A 12,190-nucleotide genomic window follows, 5' to 3' on the forward strand; every position below is an offset into this window, starting at 1 on the left:
GGAGGACCCGGGTGGAGCAGGGCGCGGCGCGCGAGCGGGAGACGGAGAGCCCGTTCCCGCCCTCCGCCGGGGCCGCGCGCCCCGCGCACGCGGGACCCGCCGGAACCGTGCGCGAGGCGCCCGTACGCCTCCCGGACCAGACCCGGGGCGCGGAACCGTGGCCCGTCCGGGACGGCGGGACGCGGCACGGCTCCCGGGACGCGCGCCCGCAGGAGGACGGCCCGGCCGCCCCCGCCCGCCCGGCCGTACGGCGGCACTCCGTCCGGGAGCAGGTCCTCGACGCCCTCCGCACCTCCCTCGTCGGCGGCGAACTGGTCCCCGGCGAGGTGTACTCGGCCCCGGCCCTCGCGGAGCGCTTCGGCGTCTCCGCGACCCCCGTCCGCGAGGCCATGCAGCGCCTGGCCGTCGAGGGCGCCGTCGAGGTCGTGCCGAACCGGGGCTTCCGCGTCGTCGAACGCACCTCCCGCGAACTGGCCGAGCTGGCCGAGATCCGCGCCCTCATCGAGGTCCCCGTCATGCTGCGGCTCGCCCGCACCGTTCCGGCCGCCCGCTGGGCCGCGCTGCGTCCGCTGGCCGAGGCCACCGCGACCGCCGCCGCCCGGGGCGACCGCGCCCACTACGCCGAGACCGACCGGGCCTTCCACCGGGCCGTCCTCTCCCTCGCCGGGAACGACCAGCTGCTCGTCGTCGCCGACGACCTCCACCGCCGGTCCCAGTGGCCCCTGCTCAGCGCCCCGGCCCTCCGCCACGGCGTGCTCGTCGCGGACGCCGCCGAACACACCGCCCTGCTCGACGCGCTGGTCGCCCAGGACCTGACGGTCGTCAAGTCGCTGGTACGGGAGCACTTCACGGGTTCGGAGTACTAGGAGCGTGCCGGATCGTCGGCCGGGAGGGGGCGTCTCCGGGTTCTCGATGACGCCGGTCCCCGCGGAGAAATCCCGCGACGGTTCTCACGGGTCGTGCCAGTGTGAGCGGGTGGCGGAGACAGGGAGGGCGGACGCGTTCGCGGCCGGGCGCCGTGGTGGGGGCGGGAGCCTCTACGCGTATCGGGTGCGGGGACCCGACCGCGCCGGGGTGGTCCTGTGGATCGGTGGCGGGGACGACGAACCCGATCGGGTGCTGGCGTTGCCGGAAGCCGATCGCCGTCGGGTGCCGGTGTTCGTGACCGTCCGGCAGGCACGGATGTATGCGAGTCGGCGGGGACGGAGACCGGTCACTTCCGAGACCGGCACGTTGGAGCTCGTCCGTGTCCAGCGTTGGCTGGAGGACCCGGTGCGCCGACGCGTTCCCTCGGGTGTGCTGCTGGAGGCGTGGAACTTCTTCGAGGATCTGGCCCGAGGAACCGGTGGGATCCACCGGCTGCCCCGGCAGAGCGCGGCGCACGACAGCGCCTACGAGAAACTGTTCGGGGACGAGTGCTCCGCGTGGACTCCCGACGAGCGGGGCGCGGTACTGGAACTGATCACGGCCGGGGTGGAGCTGTGGAACTCCTGCCCGGTGATCGTGAAGCCCCGTTCGGGCGACGTCTTCGTCCGTGCGCGGGGCGCCCCCGGAGACATGTGATCCGTGCGTCGGCCGGTTCTCCGAGGGGCTTGCCCGCACCCCCGGCCCGGGCGGCAGGACGCCTCCCGGGGTCGGGCGACTAAGGTCGTGGGCGTCAGCCGTTCGCACCGTGCCGCCCGTGAGGTGTCCCCATGCCGTCCGCGACCCCGCCTCCGGCCCGGGACGGACGCCGGCCCGCCGCCGGCGTGGAAGCCGGGGCCGACGCCCTGCTCGGCTGGCTCACCGATCCCGGCGCGCCCCCGCTCTGCCTCGTCACCGGCGCCCCCGGCAGCGGCAAGACCGCCCTGCTCCACCGGCTCGCCGCACACGCCCCCCGCTCCGCCCGCGCCCGCCGCCGTCCCGCCCGCGTCCTCGTCCCGCTTGCCGGACAGAGCGCGCTCGGCGCGGCCTGGACCGTCGCGGACCGCCTCGGCGTCGTGGCCCGGTCGGCGGACGAACTCGTCGATGTCCTCGCCACCGGCGAGACCCGGTCCACGGGCCGGCCCGTCCTGCTGTTCACCGACCTGCACGCCGCCGCCGAACCCGCCGCGCTCACCCGGCTGATCGCGGAACTCGCGGACGTGGGGCGGGTCCGCCTCGTGGTGGAGGCCCGCGACGGGCTCCTCGCCCCCGCCGCCCCGCGTTCCGCACGCGGCGTCGTCCTCGTGGACCTCGGCGGCGATCCCGACCCCGCCGCCCCCGGTATACCCGGGGAGCCCGCCGGGCCGCCGCCGGACCTCTCCGATCCGGTGGCCGTCTGCGCCGCGGACCCGCTCCTCGTCACCGCGGCGTACGTCACGGGCGCCGCGCCCGCCGGCGTGCCCGGCACCCCCGACGGGCCCGAACCGTCCGGCCGCCCCGGCGGGTCCGCCGGTGACCACGGCGGCCTCCGGACCGCCTGGATGCGGGCCGGCCAGTCGCTCTGCCGCGACCAGGACCCGGCGGACCGGGCCCTGGTCCTGCTCGCCGCCCTCGGCGACGGGGCCGACCCCCGGCTGCGCCCCGCCCTCGCGGACCTCGCGCGGACCGCGCCCTGGCGGCTCCGGTGGGCCCGTCACCGGGGCGACCTGACCCCGCCCTGGCCGGGCCCCGTCGCCGTCCTCGGCGCGGCGGGCGGGCCGCTGGAGGGCACCCTGCTCGTGGGCGACCGCACCGGCACCGTACGCCTGCTCCACGAGTCGGACGCCGGTTCCGCCGGGCGCCTGGCGCACGCCGTCCCCGGCCGGATCGCGGCCCTGGCGCCCGCGCCGGACGGCACGGTGCTGCTCCTGGACGACCGGGGCAGGCTGCACGCCGTACGGGGAGCGGCGCCCCGCCCCGCGTACCTGGAACGCCTCACCGAGGCGGTCTCCGCGACCCTGGCCCGTCACCCGGGCACGGCCCTGGCGGCCGTCGCCGGTTCGGTGGTGGTGGGGGACCGGCTCGGTTCCGTGCACGCCTTCGGTCTCACCGGCCTCCACCAGGCCGCCTCCCACAGCGGCCGGGTCACCGCGGTCACGGCGGTCGGCTCCGCGACCCCCTTCGTCTGTTCCGGCGGTGCCGACGGGACCGTACGGCTCTGGACGCCGGGCCGGGACCCCCGCCCCGAACCCCTCGCCGCACGTCCCTCGCCGGTGGTCTCCCTGCACGCGGCGGAGACCCCGGACGGCCCCCTGGTCGCGGTGGCGTGGGGCGACGGCCTCGTGGAGCTCCACCGGACGGAGGGCGGCCCGACGCTCTCCGTACGTCCCGGGCCCCCGGTCCGCGCCGTCGCCGTCACCGGAGCCGGCTCCCTCCTCGTCGGTACGGACGAGAGCCTTCTCTGCCTCGCGCCGAACGGGTGACGAGCAGTCAAGTTCCTTTCAGAAGCGGCCTTTTCAGGCGGCCGGACGGGGAATCAGCTGGGAGGCCAGCCAGGTGGGGACGCCGCCGAGCAGGCGGAACAGGCGCCGTGCCTCGGCCCGCAGGCGCCCGGCCTCCGGCTCCGTCTCCGTGGTGGCCAGGGCGGTGAGGGCCGGGGCCGTACCGACGAGGTAGCCCAACTCCTCCCGGATGCGCAGGGATTCCGCGAAACCGTGCCGGGCTTCGGCCACCTCGCCTTCCCTCAGGGCCAGTCCGGCGAGGTGCCGCCAGGTGGAGGAGAGCAGCAGTGAGTCCCCCTGGGCGGTCGCCCCCGCGTGCGCCCTGCGGTACGCGGCCAGGGCCGCCTGCGGGGAGTCGCCGAGGTTCTGCGCGACCAGCCCGCGCCGGAAGTCGAGCAACGGCCGGCCGTCGGCGGAGGGGGCGATCAGCGCCGCCGCCCGGCCGAGCGCCATCCGGGCCTCGTCGGCCCGGTCGCGCACCCCGAGCAGGGTGGACGCGTAGGCGAGGTAACCGCGTTCGCAGGCGGCAGCCCCGCGTTCCTCGTCGGTACGGGCGACCGCCTCGGCCGTCCGGAGGGCCTCCTCCGCGTCGGCCCAGCCCTTCTCCGTGTAGAGGCAGCGCTCGATGAGGAGCGCGGCCCGTTCGAGCGCCGCGGCCGGTTCGGCGGCGCGCGGCGCGAGCAGGGCGGCCGCGTCCGTCCAGCAGCCCCGGGAGCGGAGCCGCCACACGGCGGTCTCCACGGGCGTCTCCCCGTCGTGGGCGAGGGACGGTTCTTCGCCACCCCTTGATTCGGAACCAGACATGGCGGTGTCCGCCACATTGCCCTCCCCGAGCGCGCCATCGAGCTGTTGAGTAGACCCGCATCTCAGCACGAAGGGGAGCACCCGGCCAAGGGGTCGGGTGAAAGATTTCACAAGGGGGTGACCGGTGCGGAGAGCGTGCCCGGGGACGCTTCCGAGGACCCGTCAGGTCGCCGCAGCGCCCGGGACCCGGCCCTCAGGAGGACCCGTCGGCCGTCCCCGCCGACGGGCCCCACCAGCCCGGACACCACTCCTTCGGACTCCTCCGAAGGAGTGAATTCCCGGATGATTTTCCGAGCCCGTCCGAGCCCGTCCGAGCCCGCTGCGGGCCCGCCCGAGCCCCTCGGGGTGCTCCGCGGACCCGCGCGGCCCTCCCGGTCCTCCCGGCTCTCCCGGGCCCTCCTCCGGGGAGCGCCTCAGCTCATCCGCAGCGCCAGGAAGAAGTCGAGCTTGTCCTCCAGGCGGGACAGGTCGCGGCCGGTGAGCTGCTCGATCCGGCCCACCCGGTACCGCAGCGTGTTCACGTGCAGGTGGAGACGGGCCGCGCAGCGCGTCCAGGAACCGTCGCAGTCCAGGAACGCCTCCAGGGTCGGGATCAGCTCCGCCCGGTGGCGCCGGTCGTAGTCGCGCAGCGGGTCGAGCAGACGGGCCGTGAACGCCCGGCGGACGTCGTCCGGCACGAACGGCAGCAGCAGCACGTGCGAGGCCAGCTCGTGGTGGCCGGCCGCGCAGACCCGGCCCGGCCGGGCGGCGGCGACCCGGCGGGCGTGCCGGGCCTCCTCCAGGGCCCCCCGCAGCCCCTCCGCCGAGTGCACCGCCGCGCTGACGCCCAGGGTGAGGCGCCCGTCGTCGGCGAGGCCCGCGGAGAGCGGAGCCCGTACGGCGGCCAGCAGCGCGTCCGCGTGCAGGCCGGCGGCGGGCGTCCGGCCGCCGTCCCCGCCGTCCGGCGCCGGTCCGGAGGCCAGCGGGACCAGCGCGACGGCCTCGTCCCCGCTGTGGGCGACGGCCATCCGGTCGGCCGAGTCGGCGCCGACGGCCGCCGGGTCGACCAGGATCTCCTCCAGGAGCGCCTGCGCGACCGGCCCGTTGTCCGCGGCGGGACCCTGCCCCGCCTCCTGCTCCCACTCCACCCGGGCGACGACCACCTGCCAGTGCGGCGCCGTGCCCAGACCGGGCAGCAGCACCGGGGCGGCCACCCGCAGCCGGGCCGCGATCTCGGCGGGCGCGGCGCCCGTCTGCACCAGCTCCAGGACCTCCTGGGCGAGCCGGCGCCGCACCGCGCGGGACGCGTCGCGCCGGTCCCGCTCGACCGCGATCAGCTGGGTGACGCCCTGGAGCAGGTCCAGCCGGGCGGCCGGCCAGTCCCCGGCGTCCGCCTCCACGGCGAGCAGCCAGTCCGAGAGGACCGTCTCGCGCGCGTCCCGGGGGGCCGGGGCGGCTCCCCGGCCGGTGTTGCGGATCGGGAAGAGCGAGTACGTCGTACCGCCGCGGGTCACCCGGTGCGGTCCGCGCCGGCCGCTTCGCGCGGCGGCCAGGTGCTCACCGGCCAGGGTGGCGGCGAGCCCGCCGTCCAGGGGCTCCCCGGCGCCCGCGATCCGGCGGCCGGTGGGGGAGAGGACCCAGGCCCGCAGGTCCAGGTCGGAGCCGAGCAGGTCGAGGACGACCTCGGGGCCGCCGCCCGCCGGGCCGGAGGTCATCAGGCGCCGGTGCCGGTCCACGACGGCCGCCAGGTCCCCGGCCCGTTCGCCGGAGACCTGCCGGACGACGTGCTCGGTGATCGTCGCGAACGCAACGGACTCGTTGACTCCGAAGAGCGGCAGCCGGTGGCGCGAACACGCCTGTACGAGAGCGTCGGGAACGTCCCCGAGTTCCGCCTCGCCCGCCGCGAGGGCGGCCACCCCCGCCGAGGTCAGGATGCGGACGAAGGGCTCGGCGTCGGCCGGCTCCCGCAGCCAGGCGAGGCCGGTGAGGACCAGTTCGCCGCCGGACAGGTACCGGCTGGGGTCCTTGAGGTCCGTCGTCATCACGCCCCGGACGGCGCGGTCCATCTCGTCCTCGCCGCCGAGCAGGCGCAGCCCCAGCGCGTCGTTCTCCAGCAGTGCGCGCAGCCGCATGGTGTCGCCGCCGTCCTTCTCGTCCGTGGTGGTGGGTGTCGCACAGTGGACGGTGTCGCGGTGCCGTGTTTCCGGGGGGAAACGGTGAGGCCGCCGCTTTCCGTCTTTTCCGTCTTTCGTTCGAATCTACAAGACGACGACGGACCCCAGCCAACTCCTTCATGTTTTCGGTGACTGCACCCGGGCGATCGTGGACTTGTGTACTGGGTCACACACCGCGTGAACAGCACATGAACCGAAGCCGAGGGCCGGTCGTCTCTCCGGGCCCGTCCCCCCGATCTCCAGAACCACGGGAAGAGAACCCCCATGGACTTCCTTCGCCCCGCCGACTGGGAGGAAGCGCTCGCCGCCAAGGCCGAGCACCCCACGGCCGTGCCCATCGCGGGTGGCACCGACGTCATGGTCGAGATCAACTTCGACCGGAGGCGTCCCGAGTACCTGCTCGACCTGAACCGGATCGGACCGCTGCGCGAGTGGGAGGTCGGCGAGGAGACCGTCCGCCTCGGCGCCTGCGTCCCGTACACCCGCATCATGGAGGACCTGCGGGCCGAGCTGCCGGGCCTGGCGCTCGCCTCGCGCACGGTCGCCTCCCCGCAGATCCGCAACCGCGGCGGCGTCGGGGGCAACCTCGGCACCGCCTCGCCCGCCGGGGACGCCCACCCGGCCCTGCTCGCCGCGGGCGCCGAGGTCGAGGCCGCCTCGGTGCGCGGCAGCCGGCTCATCCCGATCGACGCGTTCTACACGGGCGTGAAGCGCAACGCCCTCGCGCCGGACGAACTCATCAGGGCCGTCCACATCAGGAAGGCGGACGGTCCCCAGCAGTACTCCAAGGTCGGCACCCGCAACGCGATGGTCATCGCCGTCTGCGCCTTCGGCCTGGCCCTCCACGCGCGGACCCGGACCGTGCGCACCGGCATCGGCTCCGCCGCGCCGACCCCGGTCCGCGCCGAAGCGGCCGAGGCGTTCCTGAACGCGGCCCTGGAGGAGAGCGGCTTCTGGGACGGCGGCGGGGCCGTCGCCCCGTCGGTCGCGCGGCGGTTCGCCGACCTCTGCGCCGGTGCCACCGACCCGATCGACGACGTCCGGGCCACCGCCCGGTACCGCCGTCACGCGGTCGGCGTCATGGCCCGCCGCCAGCTCGGCTGGGCCTGCGAGCGGTACCGCGGCACCGGCCGCGCGTCCGAGGGGGCCGCATGACGATGCGCGTCGCCTTCACCGTCAACGGGCGCCCGCAGGTGGCCGACGGGGTCTGGGAGGGTGAGTCCCTCCTCCACGTCCTGCGCGAACGGCTGGGGCTGCCCGGTTCCAAGAACGCCTGCGAGCAGGGCGAGTGCGGCTCCTGCACGGTCCGCCTCGACGGCGTGCCCGTCTGCTCCTGCCTCGTCGCCGCCGGCCAGGCGGAGGGCCGCGAGATCCTCACCGTCGAGGGCCTGGCGGAGTTCGCCGGGCGGCGCGAGAAGGCCCGCCGGGAAGGCGGCGCCCCGGCCGCCCCGACGGGCACGGCCGCCCCGACGGGCACGGCCGGGAAGCGGGAGGCCGGGCCCGTCCAGGACTCGCAGACCGGCGAGGGCGTCGAACTGAGCCCCGTCCAGCGGGCGTTCCTCGACACCGGAGCCGTCCAGTGCGGCTTCTGCACCCCCGGCCTGCTGGTCGCGGCCGACGAACTCCTGGAGAGGCTGCCCGACCCGTCCGACCAGGACATCCGCGAGGCCCTCTCCGGCAACCTGTGCCGCTGCACGGGCTACGAGAAGATCCTTGACGCGGTCCGCCTGGCGGCCGCCCGCCGGGAAGGGACGGACCGGCCGTGAAGCGGACCACCCGCACCGTGCCCGCCGGCACGCCCGCGCACGTCACCCAGCACCACACCGGGGGCGGCATCGGCGAATCCACGCTCCGCCCCGACGGCGTCCTCAAGGTCACCGGCGCATTCGCGTACTCCTCCGACATGTGGCACGAGAACATGCTGTGGGGCCGGACCCTCCGCTCCACCGTCGCCCACGCCGAGATCGTCTCCCTCGACGTCTCCGGGGCCCTCGCGACCCCCGGCGTGCACGCCGTCCTCACCCACGACGACCTGCCGACCGCGACGAAGCACTACGGCCTGGAGATCCGGGACACCCCCGTCCTCGCCCACCGCCGGGTCCGCCACCACGGCGAACCGGTCGCCCTGGTCGCCGCCGACCACCCGGAGACCGCCCGCCGCGCCGCCGCCAGGATCAAGGTCGTGTACGAGGAACTGCCCCTCGTCACCGACGAGGCGTCCGCCCTCGCCCCCGGCGCGCCGCTGCTCCACGAGGACCGCGACGACCACCACGCCCGCCACGTCCCGCACCCCAACGTCGTGCGCCGCCAGCCGGTCGTGCGCGGCGACGTGGCGGAGGCCCGGCGGCGGGCCGACGTGATCGTGGAGGGCGACTACGTCTTCGGCATGCAGGACCAGGCGTTCCTCGGCCCGGAGTCCGGCCTCGCCGTACCCGCCGAGGACGGGGGCGTGGACCTCTACGTCGCCACCCAGTGGCTCCACTCCGACCTGCGCCAGATCGCCCCCGTCCTCGGCCTGCCCGAGGAGAAGGTCCGCATGACGCTCTCCGGCGTCGGCGGCGCCTTCGGCGGCCGCGAGGACCTGTCGATGCAGATCCACGCCTGCCTCCTGGCGCTCCGCACCGGCAGACCCGTCAAGATCGTCTACGACCGCTCCGAGTCCTTCTTCGGCCACGTCCACCGCCACCCGGCCCGACTCCACTACGAGCACGGCGCCACCAGGGACGGCCGGCTCACCCACCTCAGGGCCCGGATCGTCCTCGACGGCGGCGCCTACGCCTCGTCCTCCCCGGCCGTCGTCGGCAACGCCGCCTCGCTCGGCGCCGGACCGTACGCGATCGACGCCGTCGAGATCGAGGCGCTCGCCCTCTACACCAACAACCCGCCCTGCGGCGCCATGCGCGGCTTCGGCGCCGTCCAGGCGTGCTTCGCGTACGAGGCGCAGATGGACCGGCTCGCGAAGGAACTCGGCATGGACCCGGTGGAGTTCCGGCGGATCAACGCCATGGAGCAGGGCACGGTCATGCCCACCGGCCAGGTCGTCGACTCGCCCGCCCCGGTCGCCGAACTGCTGCGCCGGGTCAAGGAGCGCCCGATGCCGCCCGAGCGCCAGTGGGAGACCGCCGGCGAGGACGCGGACATCCGCGCGCTGCCCGGCGGCCTCTCCCACACCACCCACGGCGAGGACGTCGTCCGGGGCGTCGGCTACGCCGTCGGCATCAAGAACGTCGGCTTCTCCGAGGGCTTCGACGACTACTCGACCGCCCGCGTGGTCCTCCGGGCCGTCAACGGCGAACCCGTCGTCACCGTCCACACGGCCATGGCCGAGGTCGGGCAGGGCGGCGTCACCGTGCACGCCCAGATCGCCCGCACGGAGCTGGGCGTCGCCCGGGTGACCATCCAGCCCGCCGACACCCGGGTCGGCTCCGCCGGTTCGACGTCCGCCTCCCGGCAGACGTACATGACCGGCGGCGCGGTGAAGAAGGCGTGCGAGGCCGTCCGCGAGGAGGTCCTGGAGATCGCCCGCCGCAAGAACGGTGCCCGCCGCCCCGTCTGGCCGGCCGCCGGGCTCCTCCTGGCGGACGGCGGGATCGTCACCGGCGACGGCGAGGTCCTCGCGACCCTGGCCGACGTGCTGGAGGGCGAGGACCCGATCGACGTCGTGCGGGAGTTCCGCCACCGCCCGACCGTCCCCCTCGACCCGGTCACCGGCCGGGGCGGCGGCCACGTCCAGTACGCCTTCGCCGCCCACCGCGCGGTGGTCGAGGTGGACACCGGGCTCGGCCTGGTCAAGGTCGTCGAACTCGCCACCGCCCAGGACGTGGGCAGGGCGCTCAACATGCTCTCCACCGTCGGCCAGATCCAGGGCGGCACCGTCCAGGGCCTGGGCATCGCGCTGATGGAGGAGATCGTCGTGGACCCGGACACCGCGAAGGTGCGCAACCCCTCCTTCACGGACTACCTGATCCCGACGGTCCTCGACACGCCGGACCTCCCGGTCGACGTGCTCGAACTCGCCGATCCCCACGCGCCGTACGGCCTGCGGGGAGTCGGCGAGGCCCCGACCCTGTCGTCCACCCCGGCCGTCCTCGCGGCGATCCGGGACGCGACGGGACTGGAGCTGAACAAGGTGCCGGTCCGCCCCGAAGCGCTCACCGGCACCCAGTAGACGCCTCCGGGCGGTACGGCTCGTCCCGGGGACGCCACCCTTCCCCGCCCGTACCGCCCGGAGTCCGCACCACCCCGTCCGCCCCGGGCCGTCCCCCGGGTCGTGCGGCCACGCACCATCCCGAATCCCGCGCTCTTCGACGGACCGGAACCCTCCGGCGCCCGGCGCGGGTGCCCCTTTGAACCTTGGGAGCAGGCCCCATGACCCAGTCGTCAGTGGAGCCCAGGACCACCGCGGAGGACGCGGGCCCCGGCTCGCGCAACCCCGCGGGAAGGTCCTGGCTCGACCGGTACTTCCACATCTCGGAGAGAGGCTCCACCGTCGCCACGGAGGTGCGCGGCGGCGTCACCACCTTCATGGCGATGGCGTACATCCTCCTCCTCAACCCCCTGATCCTCGGCGGCAAGGACGTCGAGGGGAACCTGCTCGGCCAGCCGGCGCTCATCACCGCCACCGCCCTCACGGCCGCCGTGACGACCCTCCTCATGGGTTTCTGGGGCAAGGTGCCGCTCGCCCTGGCCGCCGGCCTGAGCGTCTCCGGCGTGATGGCCTCGCAGGTCGCCCCCGTCATGACCTGGCCGCAGGCCATGGGCATGTCCGTGGTCTACGGCGCGGTGATCTGTCTCCTGGTCGTCACCGGCCTCCGCGAGATGGTGATGAACGCGATCCCGCTCGCCCTGAAGCACGCCATCACCATCGGCATCGGCCTCTTCATCGCGATCATCGGCTTCGTGAAGGCCGGTTTCGTGCACGAGAACCCCGCCCCGGGCGGCGGCCCCGTCACCCTCGGCCCGGCCGGTGAGCTCCAGGGCTGGCCCGTCCTGATCTTCGCCGTCACCCTGCTGCTGATCTTCGCGCTCCAGGCCCGCAACGTCCCCGGCGCGCTCCTCATCGGCATCGTCGCCGGAACGGTCGTCGCGGTGATCGTCAACGCGGTCGCCGACATACCCGCCAAGGCGTGGTTCTCCGGTCCGCCGGAACTCGGTGGCGGCGCGGTCTCCGCACCGGACTTCTCGCTCTTCGGAAAGGTGTCCTTCACCGGCTGGGGCGACGTCGGCTACCTCACGATCACCATGATCGTCTTCACCCTGGTGCTCGCCGGTTTCTTCGACGCCATGGCGACCATCCTCGGCGTCGGCACCGAGGCGAAGCTCGCCGACGAACAGGGCCGCATGCCCGGCCTCTCCAAGGCCCTCTTCATCGACGGCGCCGGCGGGATCGTCGGCGGCGCGGGCGGCGCCTCGGGCCAGACGGTCTTCGTGGAGTCCGCCACCGGCGTCGGCGAGGGCGCCCGTACGGGCCTGGCCTCCGTGGTCACCGGCGGGTTCTTCGCCCTCTGCCTCTTCTTCACCCCGCTGACCGCGATCGTGCCGCAGGAGGTCGCCGCCGCCGCCCTGGTCGTCATCGGCTCGATGATGATGCAGAACGCCCGGCACGTGGACTGGGGCGACCGCTCCGTGGCGATCCCGGTGTTCCTCACCGTGGTCCTGATGCCGTTCACTTACACCATCACGACGGGCGTCGCCGCCGGTGTCATCTCCTACGCGGTGATCAAGACGGCACAGGGGAAGGTGCGGGAGGTGGGCGCCTTCGTGTGGGCCCTGACGGCGATCTTCCTCGTGTACTTCGCCATCCATCCGATCGAGGGCTGGTTCGGCGTCGGCTGACGCCCGGCGGCCCTC

General features: G+C 75.0%; 9 protein-coding genes. 7 read left to right on the plus strand and 2 right to left on the minus strand.

What is annotated here, in order from left to right; all coding sequences use genetic code 11:
* Positions 1 to 11 precede the first annotated feature (11 nt).
* From ACZ6AQ_RS08125 to ACZ6AQ_RS08135, 3 genes are all read left to right on the plus strand, one after another.
* Positions 12 to 866, plus strand: a complete 855-nt coding sequence (locus ACZ6AQ_RS08125) for a GntR family transcriptional regulator (protein ID WP_468758366.1) — start codon at positions 12 to 14, stop codon at positions 864 to 866.
* A 367-nt stretch (positions 867 to 1,233) separates the two neighbouring features.
* The gene (locus ACZ6AQ_RS08130) at positions 1,234 to 1,563 is read left to right on the plus strand and encodes a hypothetical protein (protein ID WP_468758368.1); all 330 of its coding nucleotides are present in this window, start codon (positions 1,234 to 1,236) and stop codon (positions 1,561 to 1,563) included.
* Positions 1,564 to 1,694: 131 nt separating this feature from the next.
* Positions 1,695 to 3,365, plus strand: coding sequence for a hypothetical protein (locus ACZ6AQ_RS08135; RefSeq protein WP_468758369.1), 1,671 nt, complete (start codon positions 1,695 to 1,697; stop codon positions 3,363 to 3,365).
* 33 nt (positions 3,366 to 3,398) lie between these two features.
* Here ACZ6AQ_RS08135 and ACZ6AQ_RS08140 read toward each other — a convergent pair whose 3' ends face one another.
* Positions 3,399 to 4,187, minus strand: coding sequence for a hypothetical protein (locus ACZ6AQ_RS08140; RefSeq protein ID WP_468758371.1), 789 nt, complete (start codon positions 4,185 to 4,187; stop codon positions 3,399 to 3,401).
* A 413-nt stretch (positions 4,188 to 4,600) separates the two neighbouring features.
* Positions 4,601 to 6,298 (minus strand): PucR family transcriptional regulator, encoded by a 1,698-nt coding sequence (locus tag ACZ6AQ_RS08145; protein ID WP_468758373.1) that lies wholly within the window; start codon positions 6,296 to 6,298, stop codon positions 4,601 to 4,603.
* A gap of 306 nt (positions 6,299 to 6,604) precedes the next feature.
* On the opposite strand from ACZ6AQ_RS08145, the gene ACZ6AQ_RS08150 reads away from it, so the two are divergent.
* The 4 genes from ACZ6AQ_RS08150 (at position 6,605) to ACZ6AQ_RS08165 (ending at position 12,175) form a co-directional block, all read left to right on the plus strand.
* Positions 6,605 to 7,495: an FAD binding domain-containing protein gene (locus ACZ6AQ_RS08150; RefSeq protein ID WP_468758375.1), complete on the plus strand. Its 891-nt coding sequence runs from the start codon at positions 6,605 to 6,607 to the stop codon at positions 7,493 to 7,495.
* Between the two features lie 2 nt (positions 7,496 to 7,497).
* Complete coding sequence (locus ACZ6AQ_RS08155) at positions 7,498 to 8,106, plus strand: (2Fe-2S)-binding protein (RefSeq protein ID WP_468758576.1); 609 nt, start codon at positions 7,498 to 7,500, stop codon at positions 8,104 to 8,106.
* Positions 8,103 to 10,508, plus strand: coding sequence for a xanthine dehydrogenase subunit D (gene pucD / locus ACZ6AQ_RS08160; RefSeq protein WP_468758377.1), 2,406 nt, complete (start codon positions 8,103 to 8,105; stop codon positions 10,506 to 10,508). The genes ACZ6AQ_RS08155 and pucD overlap by 4 nt, the downstream gene beginning before the upstream one ends.
* 200 nt (positions 10,509 to 10,708) lie before the next feature.
* On the plus strand, positions 10,709 to 12,175 hold the full coding sequence (locus ACZ6AQ_RS08165; RefSeq protein ID WP_468758379.1) for an NCS2 family permease: 1,467 nt from the start codon (positions 10,709 to 10,711) through the stop codon (positions 12,173 to 12,175).
* The last annotated feature ends 15 nt before the right edge of the window (positions 12,176 to 12,190 follow it).

The sequence above is a fragment of the Streptomyces sp. NPDC041191 genome, from assembly GCF_055591945.1.